Annotated in this window: 16 protein-coding genes and 2 pseudogenes; 10 read left to right on the forward strand and 8 right to left on the reverse strand. The window is 59.7% G+C overall.

Translation table 11 applies throughout. The annotated features are described in order from the left end of the window. Positions 1 to 4: 4 nt before the first annotated feature. Positions 5 to 1,213 carry a tyrosine-type recombinase/integrase gene (locus C6571_RS15615; protein WP_245901311.1) on the forward strand — a complete coding sequence of 403 codons (1,209 nt, stop codon included), beginning with the start codon at positions 5 to 7 and terminating at the stop codon, positions 1,211 to 1,213. Here C6571_RS15615 and C6571_RS15620 read toward each other — a convergent pair. Then, on the reverse strand, positions 1,203 to 1,538 hold the full coding sequence (locus C6571_RS15620) for a helix-turn-helix transcriptional regulator (protein WP_146139348.1): 336 nt from the start codon (positions 1,536 to 1,538) through the stop codon (positions 1,203 to 1,205). The two genes, C6571_RS15615 and C6571_RS15620, sit on opposite strands and share 11 nt — an antisense overlap. Positions 1,539 to 1,898: 360 nt before the next feature. On the opposite strand from C6571_RS15620, the pseudogene C6571_RS20010 reads away from it, so the two are divergent. The 4 genes and pseudogenes from C6571_RS20010 to C6571_RS15635 form a co-directional block, all read left to right on the forward strand. Next, a pseudogene (locus C6571_RS20010) lies at positions 1,899 to 2,133 on the forward strand (IS3 family transposase); the annotation flags it as partial. Between the two features lie 242 nt (positions 2,134 to 2,375). Further along, positions 2,376 to 5,828: a hypothetical protein gene (locus tag C6571_RS15625; protein ID WP_146139349.1), complete on the forward strand. Its 3,453-nt coding sequence runs from the start codon at positions 2,376 to 2,378 to the stop codon at positions 5,826 to 5,828. After that, a complete protein-coding gene (locus tag C6571_RS15630) occupies positions 5,828 to 6,277 on the forward strand; it encodes a response regulator (RefSeq protein WP_106447510.1) in 450 nt (149 codons plus the stop codon). Before C6571_RS15625 ends, C6571_RS15630 begins: the two co-directional genes overlap by 1 nt. Before the next feature lies 1 nt (position 6,278). Continuing rightward, positions 6,279 to 6,509 carry a response regulator gene (locus C6571_RS15635; RefSeq protein ID WP_106447511.1) on the forward strand — a complete coding sequence of 77 codons (231 nt, stop codon included), beginning with the start codon at positions 6,279 to 6,281 and terminating at the stop codon, positions 6,507 to 6,509. A gap of 133 nt (positions 6,510 to 6,642) precedes the next feature. Here the strand turns inward: C6571_RS15635 and C6571_RS15640 are convergent, their stop codons facing one another. Beyond that, entirely contained in the window at positions 6,643 to 7,650 is a 1,008-nt protein-coding gene (locus tag C6571_RS15640) for an IS5 family transposase (protein WP_170094759.1), read from the reverse strand. 198 nt (positions 7,651 to 7,848) lie between these two features. On the opposite strand from C6571_RS15640, the gene C6571_RS15645 reads away from it, so the two are divergent. After that, positions 7,849 to 8,769: a 5'-methylthioadenosine/S-adenosylhomocysteine nucleosidase family protein gene (locus tag C6571_RS15645; protein ID WP_106447513.1), complete on the forward strand. Its 921-nt coding sequence runs from the start codon at positions 7,849 to 7,851 to the stop codon at positions 8,767 to 8,769. Between the two features lie 381 nt (positions 8,770 to 9,150). Here C6571_RS15645 and C6571_RS15650 read toward each other — a convergent pair whose 3' ends face one another. From C6571_RS15650 to C6571_RS15660, 3 genes and pseudogenes are all read right to left on the reverse strand, one after another. Then, the gene (locus C6571_RS15650; protein WP_106447514.1) at positions 9,151 to 9,465 is read right to left on the reverse strand and encodes a helix-turn-helix domain-containing protein; all 315 of its coding nucleotides are present in this window, start codon (positions 9,463 to 9,465) and stop codon (positions 9,151 to 9,153) included. Beyond that, a pseudogene (locus tag C6571_RS15655) lies at positions 9,437 to 9,832 on the reverse strand (type II toxin-antitoxin system RelE/ParE family toxin). Before C6571_RS15655 ends, C6571_RS15650 begins: the two are co-directional and overlap by 29 nt. A gap of 157 nt (positions 9,833 to 9,989) precedes the next feature. Further along, the gene (locus C6571_RS15660; RefSeq protein ID WP_106447515.1) at positions 9,990 to 10,637 is read right to left on the reverse strand and encodes a DUF1780 domain-containing protein; all 648 of its coding nucleotides are present in this window, start codon (positions 10,635 to 10,637) and stop codon (positions 9,990 to 9,992) included. A 383-nt stretch (positions 10,638 to 11,020) separates the two neighbouring features. On the opposite strand from C6571_RS15660, the gene C6571_RS15665 reads away from it, so the two are divergent. Then, entirely contained in the window at positions 11,021 to 11,413 is a 393-nt protein-coding gene (locus C6571_RS15665) for an ATPase (RefSeq protein WP_106447516.1), read from the forward strand. Positions 11,414 to 11,961: 548 nt separating this feature from the next. After that, entirely contained in the window at positions 11,962 to 14,046 is a 2,085-nt protein-coding gene (locus C6571_RS15670; RefSeq protein WP_106447517.1) for a ParB/RepB/Spo0J family partition protein, read from the forward strand. A gap of 201 nt (positions 14,047 to 14,247) precedes the next feature. On the opposite strand, the gene C6571_RS15675 is transcribed toward C6571_RS15670, so the two are convergent. Next, positions 14,248 to 14,580, reverse strand: a complete 333-nt coding sequence (locus tag C6571_RS15675) for a hypothetical protein (RefSeq protein ID WP_146139350.1) — start codon at positions 14,578 to 14,580, stop codon at positions 14,248 to 14,250. Positions 14,581 to 14,755: 175 nt separating this feature from the next. Between C6571_RS15675 and C6571_RS15680 the strand changes: the two genes are divergently transcribed. Then, entirely contained in the window at positions 14,756 to 15,064 is a 309-nt protein-coding gene (locus C6571_RS15680) for a DUF736 domain-containing protein (protein ID WP_106447519.1), read from the forward strand. A gap of 499 nt (positions 15,065 to 15,563) precedes the next feature. On the opposite strand, the gene ltrA is transcribed toward C6571_RS15680, so the two are convergent. Next, positions 15,564 to 17,063, reverse strand: coding sequence for a group II intron reverse transcriptase/maturase (ltrA, locus tag C6571_RS15685; RefSeq protein ID WP_106447946.1), 1,500 nt, complete (start codon positions 17,061 to 17,063; stop codon positions 15,564 to 15,566). A gap of 749 nt (positions 17,064 to 17,812) precedes the next feature. Here ltrA and C6571_RS15695 point away from each other — a divergent pair. Beyond that, on the forward strand, positions 17,813 to 18,163 hold the full coding sequence (locus C6571_RS15695) for a DUF2958 domain-containing protein (RefSeq protein WP_106448281.1): 351 nt from the start codon (positions 17,813 to 17,815) through the stop codon (positions 18,161 to 18,163). A 56-nt stretch (positions 18,164 to 18,219) separates the two neighbouring features. Here C6571_RS15695 and C6571_RS15700 read toward each other — a convergent pair whose 3' ends face one another. Further along, positions 18,220 to 18,492, reverse strand: a complete 273-nt coding sequence (locus tag C6571_RS15700; protein WP_106447520.1) for a helix-turn-helix domain-containing protein — start codon at positions 18,490 to 18,492, stop codon at positions 18,220 to 18,222. Positions 18,493 to 18,509: the final 17 nt, after the last annotated feature.

Consider the following 18,509-nt stretch of genomic DNA (forward strand, 5'->3'; position numbering starts at 1 on the left):
ACCTATGGCAGATCGCAGTGTCAACTACGCTCTTCGGGCTATGGTCATCAACGCGGCCAAGCCCAGGGCCAAGCCCTACGTTCTCACGGACGGTGGAGGGTTGTACGTCGAGGTACTGGCAACCGGATCGAAGGTTTGGCGCTACAGCTATCGGCTTGGCAGCCGCCGCCCCAAGTTGACGATTGGCCAGTATCCCGAAATCGGCATTGCCGATGCGCGCGACAAGCATGCTCAGTTGCGCGCGCTGGTGGTCAGGGGCGTAGATCCGATCAAGTTCACGCGAGAGGCTGAGGCCCAGCGGGAAGCAGAAGATCGGGCCCGAGTCTCGTTCGCTTCATTTGCCAAGCAGTGGATCGCCGATACCCTGTTTTATCGGTCAGAGAGCTACCGCAGTCAGACCATTCGTCTTCTGGATGCCTACGTGAACCCCACGATCGGAGAAAAAGCTCTAGTGGAAGTGAAACCGGCCCATGTGCTTGCCATCGTGGAGGCGCTCAAGCATGTACCAACGACGGCTGATCGCTGCCGGGCACTCATCCAGCAGATCTTCAACCATGCGATCCGAAAGCTGTTGGTGGACAGCAACCCGGCAGTGGCGATTCGGGGTGTCATCAAGGTGCCGCCCAAGACCCACCACCGTCATCTGTCGGAGAAGGAGTTGGCGGCGTTTTGGAAGAAGGTGAACATGCAGCACACGGCCGGCGCCGTGACCATTTATGCAGCCAAATTGCTCATGCTGACCATGGTGCGCAAATCGGAGCTGCGATTGGCGAAATGGGAGGAATTTGACCTGAAGGAGGCAACGTGGGACATCCCGGTGGTGCGGATGAAGATGCGCAGTCCACACCGCGTCTACCTGTCACGACAGGCGGTGATTTTGCTGCGGGAGTTGAAAAAAATGACTGGTCACGGCGAATATGTCTTCCCGACGCGCTTCTTTGGGGGAGCGGGCAAGCCGATCTCGGACGCCACCTTGAACCACTTCATCAAGCGCCTGGATTTCGGTGTCCCGGAGTTTTCACCTCACGGTACACGGGGGACGGCAGCAACGCTGCTGCGGGAAAACGGCTTTGCGCGGGAAGTGGTGGAGCGCTTGCTGGCGCATCAGGAGCGTAGCTCGGTGGTGGCGGCCTATACCCACGCCGAATTCGCCGACGAGCGGCGCAAGGCGTTACAGTGGTTGGCCGACCGTATCGATGCGATCACTGCATAGTGCCCAGGCTACGCACTACTTCAATTTCCCAGACGCGGGTCGAAGTTCCTGCCAGGCAGCGTCCGGCAGGCGCCTTGCCTGATTTGACCCAGCGGTGCCAGGTGCTGCGGTCGATTGGCAGGATGCCGGCGTAGCCACGCCGAGGGTCTCGGCAGATGTCCGAGGTGCGCACCAGCGCACCAGGAGGAAAGCTGGTGATGGGTCGCGAGGGAGGCTCTGGCGGGTGGCTCTTCATGACGATGCTCCAAGGCAGGGCAAGGTGATCCGTACTGAGCTCGATTCTGAAGAAGTGGAGCGCTTGAGCGAACCCAGCGGAGAGGGGCATGGCGTAGCTGGGTGGGGCGCTCGAGGCAAGTTTGGTGGGAACGGCGTCTCGCTGTCGAGCTTGCGAACTGCGCCCTGCGCTTTTTGTCGAATCGCGGCCATACGGCTTCGATCCCTGGTACCTTCGGCCCAGATCGTCGTTCGGGTCTGCGCGCTGCACTTGCCATGAAGTCTGCAGGATGCGGGGGGTGACCGATTTATGTCGTTGCTGACGATGTTCGGCTCGTGAACGGAATTCGGGCTTAGCTTTGGGCGGGCCTTGGTCCTAGAGCGGCAACTCTGCAGCGGTTGCGGTCAGTCGACCTCGAAGGGCGAATGGTCGGTCAGCGCCATCAAGTCGACATCTAGCCGGCGTTGGCACCAAGGGGGCAACTACGACAACGCCCTGGTCGATGCGATCAATGGGCTTTACAAGGCCGAGGCCATCCTTTGGCTCGGGGCCGTGGAAGACCAAGCAGGCGGTTGGACTGGCAACGCTGGAATGGGTGGCCTGGTTCAATCATCACCGGCTGATGGGGCCGCTGGGCCACGTCCCGCCTGCTGAGTTCGAAGCCAATTACCATCGACAACGCGGTGGTCAGACCGCGACCGTCTGACTTAAACTAACGGGCCTCCGCGGAACCCTGGGCGATTCACTTGACTAAAACGAAACGGCCTCCGTCGATGCCGAGGCGATTCGGTGGTCGTGTTTCACAACCATCCATTATGTTGACTTCTTGGTGTGTTGCGGGAAAACCGTCAACATCGCGCAGAAGCACATGCAGGCCTATTGTTTTTGCATTAGGTTGCTCCTGCGGGCGTGAGCAGCATCTGTCCGGGTTTTGAGCGAAATTTAGTAATGACTAAGCGATCTCACGGCACCTCAAAATCAAAATCAGCACCTTTCAGGGAAGCGTTGATTCGGTTTCGGCGCACCGTGTACTCAGCGTCAACTATTCGCAAGGGCTTGACGAGAGCGAGGACTGAAATACCGGCGGAGCACATCCCAACGGCACTACGCGAGCTATTAAAAGACCGATTGCTTGCAGGCCATATCGTTGTGAATCCATTCCCAGCAGACTTCCAACGATTCACAAATCATCTAAGGCTGGCAAGTGTAGATGCCGATAAAGAGTTTCTTTGGACTGCAGCAGTGCTTCGGAACTACAGCTCCGAAATCACTCAGTTCGCTTCGCTGAAAGAGCAATTTGAACGCTCACTTGTCGCAGGCAAACTGGACCTAGCGAAACAAACCCTTGAAGACGTAAACAGCCGCTTCGGAGTCTCGCTATGGTACCTAGAGAATCTGTTGCAGCTTGTGCAGCTTAGGGACGGCCTAAGCGCACAAAAGGCTCTATTTGAAGCCGCTATAAGTCATCGCGATGTCGACATTTTCGCAGGACTTTTCGGATACTATTTTAGCATCCGCAGCGAAGACAATTATTCATACAATGAGATTGCGCAGGAAGCAACCGATCTACTAGATGGCGGAGGCTTAGGCGACTACGCGCTTTTTCACGTCATACCATACGATCTAACGAAGATTACCCATCCTGCCAGAGTCGTCTCATGGGAAGAATGCCGCCCCATTATTGATAGGTACTTGGCATTCGTCTCAATGGCCAAATTGCAGGTTGCACGATTCGGAAATGAGGCACTACCAAACTTCGGACGTGCAGTGCGACTGCTGGACGGCATAACAGACCCGGCATTGAACGGGCTAAGACGCGCGCTCGGTATTACGCACACACGAACCGAACAGCATCTTGACGACCTTCAATATTTCGATGCTTACAGTGAAGGCAAATACGAAACGTGCCTAGCCGACATACAACCATCGGTTGAATTAACAGCGAGAGCGTCGGCGATGACAGGGCTAGGTCTATCCGACCCCACGCTCAAAGGCTCTTTAACAGAGGATATCGTATCGTGCATGTCTCAAGTTCTTCTGGTAGGGCCAGGCTACGCAGCCGCACGTGCTCGGCTGAAAAAGCTGTGTCTGATGTGCCCGCGCCATGCCATCTCGATAGAGCTAGCCGCATTCTTAGAGCGGACGCACGATAACGTCTCCAACGGCAGTGAATACACAGACCTAGATCGATTCACCGCTCTATCTTGCACCGGGGTCAATCCTTGGCACGAAGACGTCTTGAACTCCTTGAGCACTCCTAGCTCGCTATTCACTGACTTTCCATATTCCACCTCGCTTCGTCTACGGGAGGCGCTTCGACTCCCCTCTGATGAGGCCAACAAGGTTTTAGATTCATTAGACATCCCGGATGACCGCAGGACGCTATATAAAGGGCATGTTGCGATGCGTCGGGGAGCGTTTGACATCGCATCCGAGTTTTACAAAGCAGCGCTTACATCCGACAAGCCTTTCGTCGTTAACAGAGCGAGCGCTTATCTATACAGAGTGCTACTAGCCAACGGTGAGATCGCTTCGGCACTAGCTGTGGTTGTAGACCATTGCTTAAGAAATCCAAGCGCCTATCGGCTATACCCACTCGAGCAACTAATCGAGAAGATCACGCCCAATCGCAGCCTAGCGGGCACCATATCTTTCGCCATTCTCTTGAACATAGCGGCGAGAAATATTTCATCAAAGTGGGAGCGCGACATCTCAGATGCTTATGAGAGCATCATGGAGAAGTTCTGCTGCGACAGGCCCAGCAAGCTAGTAGATCAAGTTGCCGAAATTGGCGAATCGCGGCTTATATATTTTCTCCGACACATTTGCATCCCAAGAGTTTTTGACGACACCATCGATTTTGAAAGCGTTACAGAAATCGACGAAGAGCGAATTGCAGTTTGCCAACGGTTGATTGAAATTGACCCAGCTAACAAAGATCAATATGCAATCGAAATTAAAGTGATCACTCGAGAGGCAAACATATATCAGGCACTCAAAAAGGTAGAGTCGAGCAAAATATTCGTTGATGAAGCCGGGATTAGAAGCGCCGTAGAGGCAACTCTCAAGGACGCCTTCGAGCGCTTTCAAAGACTATCAAGGTCGCCAGACTTGACGTATCAAGTGGAGCGAATATCTAAACTGATCGGCGATCTGCTTAGTGATAATCCGGCGTTCGACCTAAAAGACCTTCGACTTCCGGCTTCGGAGCGCGAGGGGCTCTTCGGCAACATGCTTAGCGAATTTACAACCCAGTTCGCAATAAATCCTGCCTATGGCCTTGATACGCATCTGAGTACCACCATTCGACATGGTTCATTTGAAGGACATATTCGGAGTCCCCTCGCCCTCCAAGATCTTCTCATATCAAAGGGAGAACTGGATGACGATTATATATTACCTAAAAAGTGGGCTGACTCATTTGAAGGTGCCACCTCCGACGAGATATCCGAGATAAAGCGCGCCCTAGTGAAATTCACAAGCCGTGTTCAGGACCAGTTGGACCTGTATCTCCGAGAGCTCTTGCATGTGCGCGGCGTGGATACCCACTCCAAAGGACTGTTCAACTTTTTAGTCACCAACGAAGAGCTGCTAGAGTTCATGAAGACGATAGGCGAAAAAACGGAATACTCCGAATTCGTGGATCGCCTATTCGCGTTTTGTTGGTCAAGCGTAGAGAAATCGCTTTCGAATATCCGAAACGAGCTTCGCAAAGGGATGCTCCCCGCCATTGTTTCTGCGGTTAACTCACTGTTAACTTCGACCTCAAACCTATCCCATCTACCCGGCTACTCGCAGTTCCGAGATTCGATTATCAACGGCAGAACAAATGTTCAGTCCGCTATAGAGATGGTATCCAACTGGTTTCGCCGTCCGCTGGACTTTACGCGTGATCCGTTTGAGTTTGATCTTGCGCTTGACGTAGCACGAAAGCAGATTGCAAACTGCTACGTCCAGACGTCCATAGAACCTTCCATTTCACCAAGCATTCCAAGGAAGATCGCCGGTCGTTTTCTTGACGGAATGGTCGAGATATTGTTTATATTGCTGCAAAACATCATTAGACACAGCGGCTACGAAACGGTACCGGAGGATGTGACGCTAGATGCCACCGAAAAGGATGGAATGGTGTATATCAAAATAGGCAATAGAGTGGCGGATTCGGTCTCAATAAGTGAATTGCAAGGTCTTGCTTCTGAAGCGGCGCGCAACTATCAACGCGACACTGCAATGAAATTTGCAAGGCAGGAAGGTGGGAGCGGTCTGAGCAAAATTTGGCGAATCGTCGAATACGATTTTTCTGTACGACACTCAATCGCTCTAGAGGTGTCCGAAGAGAATAGAAGATTCGAGGTTGAGCTTCGTCTTTCCGACATCATCGCACGAGATGAGGTTGTCTGATGCTTATCTACATTGTTGAGGATGACTTCCTCAAAGCCAATCGACTAAAGGCCCTCTTAAACGAAAATATCGCCAACATAGATTGCAGAATACACGGAAGTTTCCAAAGCGGCCTTAGGGCGATACAGCAGGCCACTCCGGACTTGGTCGTTTTGGACATGACGCTTCCTACATTTGACCGAGCAGGGAGTGATCGAGAAGGCCGACTCCGCCCCCTTGGCGGGTACGACTTAATGCGCAAACTTGTCCATCATGCCGTCAAAGTCTCAGTAATCGTTGTTACGCAGTTGGAAACGTTTGGCGAAGGAGCTGACCAAGTAACTTTTGCGGAGCTAGTAGACCGTTGTGCGCGCGACTTCCCCGACATCTTCCGCGGCGCCGTATATTTCAGGCAATCTGGCTCGGCATGGCAGCACGAGTTGCTAAAGCTAATTTCACCAGGACAATAAGATGATCAAGATACTACTAGTGGAAGATGAGCAGGAAAAACGCCGACTAATATCATCGGCGCTACTCTCTTGCGAAGGAATTACTCTCGACAACATCGTTCGCGCGACGGACGCGCATGAGGCAAAGCGGCAGATCAGCAAACAAAAGTTTGATTTACTTATACTCGATATCAACATCCCTCGGCGAGCTGATGATCAGATTGCCGTTGGAGGCGGCCTAGGGAAACGCTGATCAATCACCGCTTCGCGCAGGCCAACATGTGATGGCTTTTGGATTTCACGATGCGATCTGATTGAAGTCTGTTTTTGTCGATTTCAAGGGCCAGAAGGCCCGGTTTTCTCCCCTATCGGGGCCGATCTCCCGTTCAAGACGCTCCTTGGGCTTGCAACGCCAGCAATCGTTTCTTGGCGATCACCAAATTGGCCAGGCCAAATAAGCTGAACATCTGCGCGCCGTTCTTGGCCAAGCCTTTGTAGCGGCTCTTCTGGTGCTTGAACAAGTTCTTCACTACATGGAACGGGTGCTCGACCCGCGCCCTGATTTGCGCCTTAACGCGCTCCAGCGCTTGCGTGAGTTCCTTGAGTGCCCCCTCGGCCATACCCTTGAGTTTGGCCCGCCCCATGGCCACGTTCCACTTGACGTCCGATTGGATGTCTCCGGCCTCCTGGGCCTTGATGATCTCTTCGCGCTTTTCCACACCCACGTAGCCCGCATCGGCAAACACTTCACTCTCTTGTCCGTGCAGCAACTCATGCGTGTGGGCCACATCGGATTCGTTGGCCGACGTGACATGCACGCTATGCACCAGGCCCGAGTCAGCATCCGCGCCGATGTGCGCCTTCATGCCGAAGTACCACTGGTTGCGCTTCTTGGTTTGGTGCATTTCGGGGTCACGCTCCTTGCGTTCGTTCTTGGTCGAACTCGGCGCATTGATGATGGTGGCGTCCACCATCGTGCCCTCGCGCATCATCAGACCGCGCTCGCTCAGGTGGGCGTTGATCTGGGAAAACATCACCTCGGTGAGCTGGTTGTCCTCCAGCCGGCGGCGAAACTTCAACACCGTTGTGGCATCGGGCGCCTCTTCGCGCCCCAGGTCAATGCCCACAAAGCTGCGGATCGCAGCGCTGTCGCTGACCGCGTCTTCCAGCGCTTCATCGGCCAAGCCGTACCACTGCTGCACAAAGTACAAGCGCAGCATGCGCTCGAGCCCAATGGGTGGGCGGCCGCGCTTGCCCGTGGGGTAGTACGGCTCAACGGCTTCGATCAACCGGGCCCACGGCACCACTTGGTTCATCTCCGCGAGAAACTTCTCGCGTCGCGTCACCCGCTTCTTCGTCTGGTGTTCGGCTGTGGCAAAGCTGATCTGCTTCATGATGTTTCGTCTCGGGTCGCCCTGTGACTATCAACGCTTCAGATCGCTTCGCCGTAGACGCACTGCGTCGAATAAATCAGCATTTCCCTAGATGTTTTATCCTTCATCAAAGGCAACGCTCGAGCTATAGCACCAACGTACGTCATCGGTTTAACTGCCTACGCCGATGGGGCCGATGCTGCCCAGTCGGCGTTCGCCATGCCCTTGTGGAAGCTGCTTTTGTTCTCCTACTCCAACGATAGTTGGAGCGCCTCTATCAAAGAAGCGGTTAACTATCTCAAGTCGCGAAGCCGGCCTCCATTTTTCAACGATGGCCAGACCTACCATATCGATGTTGGCGTCTTAGTCGCACTCGAGGGCGAGGAATTAGCAGGGCTCAAACGGCTTCCATACGGCTGGACCGAATATCAAATTCCGCATGACCCGTCGCGATACTTGGTCGGTACCGTAAAGCATACCGAGCGGGACTTGCAGATAGTCGCTGTGGCATCTCCACGCATGGGTTTGACCCCTGCGGCAGTTACTGCCACCAAGCTGATAACCAACTTTCGGCCGCGCCTCCTTGTAATGACCGGAATATGTGCAGGAGTTCGGGGAAAGGCTGATATGGGCGACGTACTTGTCGCTGATCCGTGCTTTGACTGGGGAAGTGGCAAATGGGTTTATGACGAACATGCATCGAAGCCCAGATTTCAGCCTGCGGCTTATCAGTGGCGGCTAGAGGAGGCTGTACGTTCAGCGTTGCGCGCATTGGGGGACGACGGCGATCTAATGAGATCAATCCATGAGGGTTTTATGGGTAAAAAGCCAAGTGCGCCACCAAAAGTGATAATCGAAGCAATGGCAAGCGGCGCGGCGGTACTGCAGTCAGCCGACTCTATGCAGGAAATCCGTGCACAACACAAGAACCTAATTGGAATCGAGATGGAGAGTTACGCCGTTTTCTGTGCAGCAGCTTACTCCGGCGAACCGCGCCCCCATGTGGTATCTCTGAAGTCCGTGTGCGACTTTGGCGACGACAAAAAGGACGACAACTTCCACGACTACGCCGTCTTTACAAGCTCGGAGTTGCTCGGGAAGCTGTTGCTTAGTGACCTTGGCCCACTTGGGCTGAATTAGCGCCATGAGTAGCTCGCATGGAGATGGGGCATGACATCCGAGCCTGAGCCACCACCCGTCGTCAAGACGGCTTCGCCACGCCCTTACGCCGCGCCGCCTGTTTAGGGTGTGAAGTAGCCGAGAAAGCAGGCGGCGTCCACTTGACCGCTTTCGGCGATAACGGTCGCCGATATCCATAGTTGCAAACGACTCACATCAGCCTGAAGCAGACCATCAACTACGAGGCTCTGAAGCCTCGTCGCCCTTTATTTGCTTCAAACGCTCTAGCATGTTTGCGGCCCCAGACCTAGCTCGCAGAGAGGCTCAATCAACTGCCGCACTGATGATGCATCATGATGGAACGTCGGCCGACCCCTGAGTGGCTTGGAGTGGCCGGGTGCCTCAGGCCACAATTTCCAGGCCGCGCTCCTGGACCAGATGGAGCAGTTTGAGAGCGGTTCCCGTAGGGCGTTTCTGCCCGATTTCCCACTTCTGGACGGTGGAGGTACTGGTGTTGAGAAGACGAGCGAAGACCGCCTGACTGACTCTTGAGTTCTCGCGGATCTGCTTGATCTGTTCGGGCCTCAAGGGCTCGACCGGGGGTAGGCACAGGCGCTCGAACCCGCGCAGCGTGACCTGATCCATCGCGCCGGCCTGATGCAGCCCCAAGGCCGTCTCGTGGACCGCTTCAAGAATCGACGATTTGGTTTTGCGCATCGCAGTTCACCTCCAGAATTTCGCCCGCCCGCTGTGCCTGGTCGAACGTCTCGGCCGTCATCGACAGCAAGTGTGCGGCCAACTTCTTCAAGGCCTCTTCTTCGTCCTTGTCGATGTTGCCGCGCACGTTCTTTGGGAAGCCGAACACGAAGACCTATCGGTCTCCGCGATTCGTGGCGACCAGCGTGCGGAAGCCGCCGCTCTTTCCCTGGCCCGGCCGAGCCACACGTTTCTTCACCAAGCCACCGCCGAGCTCGGCATCGACCAGGCCCGCAGCCATCTCTCGCACCGCAGCGCAGAGGCTCGCAGCAGGCAAGCCCTGCTTGCGCGCCCAGCGGTCGAACCAGCGAGTGTTGTAAATCGGCATACGACCGTTTCAATGAAGTTATTTTATAGCACTTAGTGCTATGAATCAATCAGACTCACATCGGCGTGTGGCTCGGTCTGGCGAGCCCGTTTTACGCCGGTACGCCGCGAAGAGGGCTCGCGTTGCTCCAGCAGCGTTTCCAGGCCGGAACGGATGCCTATTCGATCGCAAAACTCTCGTACCGTCGCCGTACTTTGCCCAGATTGTCTTGGAGAAACCGGGGCGCAGAAGCATTTGCATAGAACACGATGCTCACGCCGCTGGCGATCAGTGCGGAGACTGAACGCCAGCCGTAGGGCTCGAAAAGATTAGCGCTGGGCATGGGGCCATCATCGAACCAGTGCTCCAATTTGTTGACGTAGAAAAGTAAATCCGTACGGGATTTCACGCTCGCGTGATAGCGCCCGGCCATGCTCTCCAGCTGCGCCACGACCAATCTCCCGGCATCTTCCGGCAAAAGGTCGATGACCGATGCCTGAGTGAAGTTGGCTCGATCCTTGTGTTGGAAAGCGTTCTTTCGGGCCTGTTTGACTTCATCGTGCCGCCGGCGTCCTTCGTCCATGATCTCCTTGATTTCGAAAGCAGCGCCTTGGTACAGAACATCCGGCGGATCCTGGGGGTTACAGAACACCTGAGCTTCATCCATGTCGATGTGGAGGTTGGTCAGAAAATCGACGGCGTTGTGCCACTCGCGCCAGTGCTTGAATTTCCTGGAGAAAAGGTCATCGCCCAACTCGGGTTCGGGCGGATCAGGAATAAAGGGCTGCGCTGGTGCGGACGGCTTTCGTGCTTTGGAACGGGACATGACAAAAGTCTACGCAAGCCGTTGCTGCGATCTATCGACTGATCTCAGCCAGCACATTCCTGGAGACGCAGGCATGGATCTGTGAGGTTCTGCTGTGACGGCCGATCATTCTGGGGTGTTCCTGGTGATTTCACTCGAACCACCTGTTTCAGCGGTCACTGAAAACCCCGGTTCCACTGGAACCCTGTGGGTACGGCGGGAATGAAGGACGGCTTGCTGTCCCCTTCACCGTATCACGGCGTGCTCCGCCTTCAAGGGCAGCGCGCCGCTGGCGCTTGCGGCCTGGCGGCCGTCTGCGGCTGCGCCTTCGACCCCTGACGGCGTGCGCTGCGCCGTGCTGGTCACGGTTCCGGGCAATCCCGCCCGAGCAACCGGAGACCAACATGGACGACAAATCCTACGTTTCGCTGGAACAGCGCGTGTGCCTCGTGTGCGGCACTTCCTTCGACACCGGCAGCCTGCTGCTGGACAAGCGTCTGCGCGCGAGCATGAAGCGCCATACGACGACGGGCTGGGGGCTGTGCCCCGAGCACCAGAAGCTGTTCGATGACGGCTTCGTGGCGTTGGTCGAATGCGATCCCGAGCGCAGCGGCTCGCCGGCCGGTGGGCGCATGAAGCCCGAGCAGGCCTACCGCACTGGCCGCGTGGCGCATCTGCGGCGCACGGCGTTCACCCAAGTGTTCAATGTGCCGATCGAGGACAAGCAGGTTTGCGTATTCGTCGAGCCTGGGTTGATCGAGCAGTTGCAGTCGATGGTGGCGCCGGCGGCGAACTGATCTGCCGTTGATGCCCAGGTGCGCCGTCCTTTGGGGCGGCGCCTTTTTTGCTGCGCAGGGTGTCGATGCTTCGCGCCTGCGGCGCTGCGCGCTGCGCTTGCCTCCGGGGGATCGGCTGGCCAGCCCATCCCCGCCGCGCTTCGCTTGGCGCCCCTGCCAAGCCCGCCGAACCGGCCGTGCCGGATCGGCCTGCCTCTCCTGACGTTCATGTCGAACGGGTTTTCTCCGGTGGCGCTGCGTGCCACCTGCGCGCCGCTTACGCCTTGCTCCGGCGGCTTGCCTGGCCTCTGCGGGCGCTTCCCCCGTCAAGGGCCGCTGCGGCGCCCGTGTCCTCGGCTTCGCCTGCGGGCCGCGCCAGCGCCTTCGCTTGTCCCCCTTGACGGTGCACCCGCGCCGGCCCCAGCCGGCCCTCATGGCCGCGAAAGCGCTTCGCGGCCCCTGCGGAGCCCGAATTTCCAAGGAGAGCGCCTATGCAGAGCACCGAGTGAGTCCATCCCCGTTTCGTTCTTTTCATTCACCACGTCCCCGCGCGGGACAGGAGATTTCACATGAACACCGTTTCCCATTCCGAAGTCCAGGCCGTAGTCGCTGCTGCGGCTGCCGCCGCCAGCGCCCCGGCGCAGGCCGAGGCCATCACCGTGCCGGAGGTGGCACCCTATGAACTGCACCTGATCGCGCTGTCCAAGCTGCGGCCATCGAATCGCAACGTGCGCAAGACCGGCGGCACCAGCATTCCCTCGCTCGCATCGAGCATCCAGCGCGTGGGGCTGTTGCAGAACCTGACCGTCACCGGCTCGCCCGGTGGCGAGTCTTTCGAGGTGGTGGCGGGCAAGCGGCGGCTGGCGGCCTTGAAGCTGCTGGCCAAGCGCCGCAGGATCGGGTGCGACCATCCGGTGCCCTGCCTGCTGGTGCCGGATGCCTCGGCGCGCACCGTGAGCCTGACGGAGAACGTGCAGCGGGTTTCGATGGGCGCCATCGAGGAATTGCGGGCCTGGAAGGCGCTGGCGGCCGAAGGCCGTGCCATCGAGGACATTGCGGCCGACTTCGGCGTCACGCTGCTGGTGGTGCGCAGGCGGCTGCGGCTCGCCAACGTCTCGCCCCGGCTGCTGGTCGCGTGCGAGGCCGGAGAGGTCTCCATCGAGCAGTTGATGGCGCTGGCGATCACGGATGACCACAAGGCCCAGGAGGCTGTGTGGTTCGAGGCCCCGCAGTGGCAGCGCAGCCCGGATGCGCTGCGCGAGCACCTGACGCGCGACGAGATCGACGCCAGCCGCGATCCGGTGGCGCGCTTCGTCGGGGTGGAGGCCTACGAGGCGGCGGGCGGCGGCATCCGGCGCGATCTGTTCGCGGATGAGCAGGACGGCGTGTTCCTCACTGATGCCGGATTGCTGGGCACGTTGGCGCGGGACAAGCTGGAAGCGGTGGCCGAATTGGTGCGAGCCGAGGGCTGGGGCTGGGTGGAGGCCGTGCCGCGTGCCACGTCGGCGGAACTGCACCAGTTGCAGCGGGCGCGGCCCACGCGCCGGGAGCCCGGCAAGGCCGAGACCAGGCGCATCGCCAAGCTGGAAGCCGAGCAGGCGCGCATTCAGGACAAGCTCGACGACGAGTACCTGTCCGACGATGGCGCGCAGGCGCTGCAGGAAGAACTCGACCGGCTGGGCGATGAACTGGACACCATAGAGCAGGGGCTGCTCGTGTACGCGCCAGGCGTGGTGCCGCTGGCCGGGGCTGTGGTGTCGGTCGATCCCATGGGCGCGGTGGTGGTGCATCGCGGGCTGCTGCGCGAGGAGCAGGCCAAGGCGCTGCGGGAGCAGGCGCGGCAGGAGGCCGGAGAAGCAGACGCCGGCGGCGGCGGCACCGAGACAGCCGATGCGGAGCCAGTGGGGCCGGGTATCTCGGAGAAATTGGCCCGGCGCCTGAGCGCGCACCGCACCGTGGCCTTGCAGGCCGAGGTCGCGCGGCGTCCCCGCGTGGCGCTGGCGGCCCTGGTGCACGTGCTGGCGCACCGAGTCATCCTTGACGGCTACGGCGCAGCGTCCATCAACATCAGCGCATCACCGCAGGACAGGCTGTCGCACATGGCACCGGACATTGACGAGTCCCCGGCGGCGCAGGGACTGGAAAGGGTGCGCGAGGCCTGGGTGGCGCAACTGCCGTCCGACCCCGAGGCGCTGTTCGCAGAACTGCTGGCGATGGAGCAGGAGGAACTGCTGTCTCTGCTGGCGCTGTGCGTGGGCCGCACCGTCGCGGCGTTCGCGTCGAGGGAGACCGAAGTGCCTGCCGTGGCGCTGGCCCGGGCCGTGGGGCTGGACATGCACGACTGGTGGACGCCCACGGCAGCGGGCTACTTCGACCACGTGTCCAAGGCCAAGGCGCTGGAGGCGGTGCAGGTGTTCGCGCCGGGTGAGGTACATCGCCTCGCCAAGCTCAAGAAGGCGCAGATCGCCTCCGAGGCCGAGCGGCTGGCAGCGGGTTCCGGGTGGCTTCCGGTGATGTTCAGGACGCCGGAAGAAGCGGCCATCGAGCAGGCTGATGCTGAACCGGAAGCAGAGGTAGGCGCCGAAGCCGAAACCGATGTGGACGCCGAAGGCGCGGAGGCTGACGCGGAGGAAGAAGCGCACGCCACGGCGTGAGCCTGTGCCCCGGCTTCGGCCGGGGCTTTTAGCCGCGCCTCGGCCCCAGGGCCTCGGCGCGGCGCGCGCGACAGGTGTGCCGCGCGCGTGAGAACACCCCATCCAGCGGGCGCTGCCCGTGCGTTCCAGCCAGGCGCCCCGCGCTGCGGTGCGCGGGGCATTCAGTGGCCCGCTGCGCGAGTGCGCAGGTGCATGCCGTCCTCAATCCAGGCCGGGCGGTCGCGCGGTGAACGGCGGCGGCACGCCGACGAGTTGGACGGTGGACGGATCTTGCGCCAGCCGGCCCCGCTGTCCGATGGAGACGATGCGGCGGTGCGTGGTGCGTTGCCGGGTGGTCAGCCGGCTTGGCATTCGGCGCGGCCGAATCCATGCCGGAATGCTGCCGGGCGGTGACGGTGCCTGAACCATGCGCGTGTCCTGCGAGGTCTGGTCCGCTCCCACGGCCTTGTATTTGCCGTGAATCCTGGCGTGGGCATGGCGCACTCCCGCTGGTCGGGGCGCCTCGGGCTCGATCGCCGCAACCGGCCTGCCCAACAAATTTCCCCTGCGCTGTGCGCATTCCTCGCGAGACAAATTTTTTGTGCCTGCCGGTCCTCCACTTCCGTTGCGGCCCTGCGGGTGCGGCGCGCCCGGCGCCTTGCCTGATCGGATCACTGCCCAAGGCCGCGATGGGCGCGGACCTGGATCAACCTCGAAGGAGATTTCAATCATGGCTCACATCGGCACTTTCACCGCACAGAACGGCAGCTACACCGGCACGGTCCGTACCCTCACGCTGAACGTGAAGGCCAGGATCGTTCCAGCCGACAAGGGCAGCGAGAACGCCCCGGACTTCCGCATCGTCGCCGCCGGCGGCTTCGACATCGGGGCCGGCTGGCGCAAGGTCAGCCGCGCGGACCGTCCCTACCTCTCGGTGACCCTGGATGACCCGTCGTTCCCCGCAACGATCTACGCTCGCCTGGTCGAAGGCGAGGACGGCGCGCACAACCTGATCTGGTCGCGCAGCAAGGGCGACTAAACGCCGCCCTGGGCGCCCCGCTTCGGCGGGGCGCCTTGTGGTGTTCGGCGACGGCGGTGCGAAGGGGCGCATCGGCGGCGGCGCTGCCGTCCCCGTCGCAAAGCCGATTCCTCTGAACTGTTCTTGTGCGTTTGCACGTTGTCCCGGTTTTACGGTTTTGCGGCTTTCCAGTTAAGCGTGAAGCCGTCTTTGTGTTTTCTCGGGTCTCAGCAGATGAGGCTTGGCGGTTCGGCGATTGCGTGCGTCTGCGGCGATGCCGCACCGCGCTCTTGTGCTGCGCATCGAGCCGCCTGGCGTCTCGACCCATTCGGGCGCCGATCGCTGACGCCTTCGCGCCGGGGGCGCTGCGCGCTGTGCTTGCCTGGATGCAGGAAGTGTTTGGGCTGGCTTGCAGTGGTTCCAGCGTGTCACGGCGTCGGGTAGCAGCGGCGCATTACTGCGCCGCCGCCCCCTAAGAACCGGACGTGCGAGTCACCCCGCATCCGGCTCAAGCCATTCTTCAGCACCACAGGCTGGCACCGAACAGTTTGACGGAACGTTTCGAGGCTCGACGGCGGTCCAAGTATTCAGTCCATGCCGGGTCGAACGGGTTGGCGGCTGCAGGGATTTTGACGTGGCGCGTGATTGCCACCGTCATCGCACGAAAGAGCTGGATACCAACAGTTTTGCCGTCGGCAGAGCCCCTTGTTGCGAAGTCCCCGTTCCGATTCCCGATCGTCCGGAAGTACCGCTTCTTGATCCACCATGCACTTTTGGCGGGATGCCTGCGCTTTGCCCACCTCCAAAGCATGTGCCAGATGAAGTCATCGACTCTATTAAAGGTTGTTTTCGCGGCAGCGTGGCGGTGGTACATGGCCCAACCACGGATCACCGGGTTGAGCAGTCGTATCACTGCCGCTTGCGTGGCGGTTGCATTCCCTTTAATGATTGCCCTCACCTTGTCCAGCAGCGACTTGATGCTCTTCTTTGCTGGCTTGGTCAGGCACTGGCGACCGTACTTGCGCACGTTCTGACCCAGGAAGTCGAACCCTTGCTCGATATGCGTGATCCGGGTCTTCTCCTCCGACAGTTCCAGTCCGCGTTCCGCCATGAAGCGGCGGATAGCAGGCAGAACCTGGGATTCGAGCACGTCTTTCGACGCGCCTGTGACCACGAAGTCATCGGCGTAGCGGATGACGTTGAACTTGGCCCTGCGATGTGCGCGCTCCGATCCTCCGGCGCTCGCGAGAACCGCAGCCTCCAGGCCGTCCAACGCCATGTTCGCGAGCACGGGCGAGATGATCCCTCCCTGGGGTGTGCCAGCCCGACTCTCGAACAGGGCCCCTTCATCGACATAGCCAGCTTCCAGCCATTGGCGCAGGATCGCCTTGTCCATCGGTATGTGCTTCAGGAGCCAGGCATGGCTGAAGTTGTCGAAACAACCTCGAATATCGCCTTCCAGAACCCACTCTGCCGACGTGCGATGCGACAGGCAGTTGAAACACTGTTCGATGGCATCAGCGGTCGAACGTCCTGGCCGGAAGCCATAGGAGTTCAGGTCCGCTCGCGTCTCCGCGATGGGTTCCAGGGCGAGCTTCCACAAAGCCTGCATCGCCCGGCACCGCATACATGGAATTCCCAACGGACGCATCTTCCCATTGCTCTTGGGGATGTAGACCCGTCTCAGCGGCATCGGGCGGTAGCCACGATGCCGCATCGACAGCATCCCTTTCCATCTGGCCGCCGGGGTCAGCCAGACCTTCCCGTCTACCCCCGGCGTTCTCTTGCCTCTGTTTTCCGTCACTCGCTTGACGGCAAGCAGCTTGCCGCTGTGCGAGCGGGTCAGCAGACGCTGCAGGGCTTTCGCCTTGCCCCACCTGCCTTCCCGAACTGCCTTGGCGATACGCATCTGAAGCCGTTTCACCTCTGCCTCGATGCGGTTCCAGTTCACCAGATCCCACATCAATGCATCGGGCAAGGACGCACCAGCGCCTGACACCGGAATGTCGTTTGCCGTCATCTGCTTTTCCTCGTACAACGGTTTGTCAAGACTCTCTCGCCATGAATGACCTCGCGGAAGTCTGCCCGCTTTCGCGTCGGGCGATGTCGCAGCCCGTATCCCGGCCATTACAGCCGGGCATTCGCTTTCTCCGCGTTCCTTTACCCACCACGCCCACAGCGTCCCTCGCGGTTCGCCTGCCGTTGCCGGCAGCGTGATGGGCTTACCCTGTTCCGCATGAATTTCCGGATGGTGCGGACCCGTCCTGTGCGCCGGCGGCATTCCTGTCCATGATGGTCCAGAGAACGAAGACCATGCCTTGCCGCGTACCTTTTGGTTCGAGCCTGTCAGCACATTTGGCTCGATAGACGTTACGGCGCTTTTGCGGACGTTCACATGTGTTGGTCGTACCCATCCATCCCTTGCTCCGATCCGCATTTGTGCTAGCAGATTCCACCTTGCCTCGCGGCTCGGCGTACCGGTTAGACCGGCGGCTACGTTGTCCCCGGAGCTTCACACCGAGCCGTTGCCAGCTCCGCATGTCCGGGTAGGGAACAGCTGATGGAACAGCCGGTTTCATCAAGTCATTTCTTCCTCCTGAAACAGAAATTCAAGCGACCTCAGGTCGCACGTTCTGGCCGTCAAGGTCGGCGCGTGCAGCGCACGCTGGCGGGCCTGGCGGCCGTCCTGCGGAACCTGTGACGGCGGCGCTGCGCCGTGCCTTGTGCGGTCCCGGGCAATCCCGCCCGGACACCGTTCAGGAGAACGACATGCACGGACCTTTCATCACCGATGCGCAGCGCGCGCTGCTGCTGGCCAATGGTCGGCAATCCCTTGCACAGGAGGACTTTGATCCGCCGCCGGTGGTCAAGCTGTTCATGCCCGATGCGAGCGCGACATGGCTGCTGACCGAGATCGACCCCGAGGACGAAGATCGTGCCTTCGGGCTGTGCGATTTGGGCCTGGGGTGGCCGGAGATGGGCTGGGCAAGCCTTCCCGAGATCCAAGCGCTGCGCGGGCCGCTCGGGCTGCCGGTGGAGCGCGATCTGTACTTCAGGGCCGGGAAACCACTGAGCGCCTATGCGCGTGAGGCGAACTTGGCCGGGCGCATCCTGGCGTAGCGGCCATGGGCGCCACCGGCGGGTGGCGCCTGCCGAGCTGCATGCGCACCATGCTCTTACCCTGCCTTGGCCTGCGCCCGCAGCTCTTTTTTGTACCGCTTCATCGTGGACTGGATCATTTCGTCGGGCCCGATCTCCAGGCCCTCGGCCAGGCGAAACAGCGTCGTCAGCGACGGGCTCGTCTGTCCCAGTTCCAGCTTGGCCACGAAGGTGCGCGTGACGCCCGATGCAAAGGCCAGCCCCTCCTGACTGACGCTCGACGCGGCGCGCCGGGCCTTGAGTTCGGCCGCAAAGGCTTGAAGAAGAGCTGGATCCTGGTTGGCGCGCACGGCGACGAATTTCGTCG

This window comes from Simplicispira suum, assembly GCF_003008595.1.
GTDB classification, from domain to species: Bacteria; Pseudomonadota; Gammaproteobacteria; order Burkholderiales; family Burkholderiaceae_C; genus Simplicispira; species Simplicispira suum.

Bases quoted from the DNA above. Each gene is read 5' to 3' on its own strand.
- C6571_RS15615 (WP_245901311.1), top strand. From the start codon at position 5: ATGGCAGATCGCAGTGTCAACTACGCTCTTCGGGCTATGGTCATCAAC.
- C6571_RS15620 (WP_146139348.1), bottom strand. From the start codon at position 1,538: ATGCCCCTCTCCGCTGGGTTCGCTCAAGCGCTCCACTTCTTCAGAATC.
- C6571_RS15625 (WP_146139349.1), top strand. From the start codon at position 2,376: ATGACTAAGCGATCTCACGGCACCTCAAAATCAAAATCAGCACCTTTC.
- C6571_RS15630 (WP_106447510.1), top strand. From the start codon at position 5,828: ATGCTTATCTACATTGTTGAGGATGACTTCCTCAAAGCCAATCGACTA.
- C6571_RS15635 (WP_106447511.1), top strand. From the start codon at position 6,279: ATGATCAAGATACTACTAGTGGAAGATGAGCAGGAAAAACGCCGACTA.
- C6571_RS15640 (WP_170094759.1), bottom strand. From the start codon at position 7,650: ATGAAGCAGATCAGCTTTGCCACAGCCGAACACCAGACGAAGAAGCGG.
- C6571_RS15645 (WP_106447513.1), top strand. From the start codon at position 7,849: ATGCCCTTGTGGAAGCTGCTTTTGTTCTCCTACTCCAACGATAGTTGG.
- C6571_RS15650 (WP_106447514.1), bottom strand. From the start codon at position 9,465: ATGCGCAAAACCAAATCGTCGATTCTTGAAGCGGTCCACGAGACGGCC.
- C6571_RS15660 (WP_106447515.1), bottom strand. From the start codon at position 10,637: ATGTCCCGTTCCAAAGCACGAAAGCCGTCCGCACCAGCGCAGCCCTTT.
- C6571_RS15665 (WP_106447516.1), top strand. From the start codon at position 11,021: ATGGACGACAAATCCTACGTTTCGCTGGAACAGCGCGTGTGCCTCGTG.
- C6571_RS15670 (WP_106447517.1), top strand. From the start codon at position 11,962: ATGAACACCGTTTCCCATTCCGAAGTCCAGGCCGTAGTCGCTGCTGCG.
- C6571_RS15680 (WP_106447519.1), top strand. From the start codon at position 14,756: ATGGCTCACATCGGCACTTTCACCGCACAGAACGGCAGCTACACCGGC.
- ltrA (WP_106447946.1), bottom strand. From the start codon at position 17,063: ATGACGGCAAACGACATTCCGGTGTCAGGCGCTGGTGCGTCCTTGCCC.
- C6571_RS15695 (WP_106448281.1), top strand. From the start codon at position 17,813: ATGCACGGACCTTTCATCACCGATGCGCAGCGCGCGCTGCTGCTGGCC.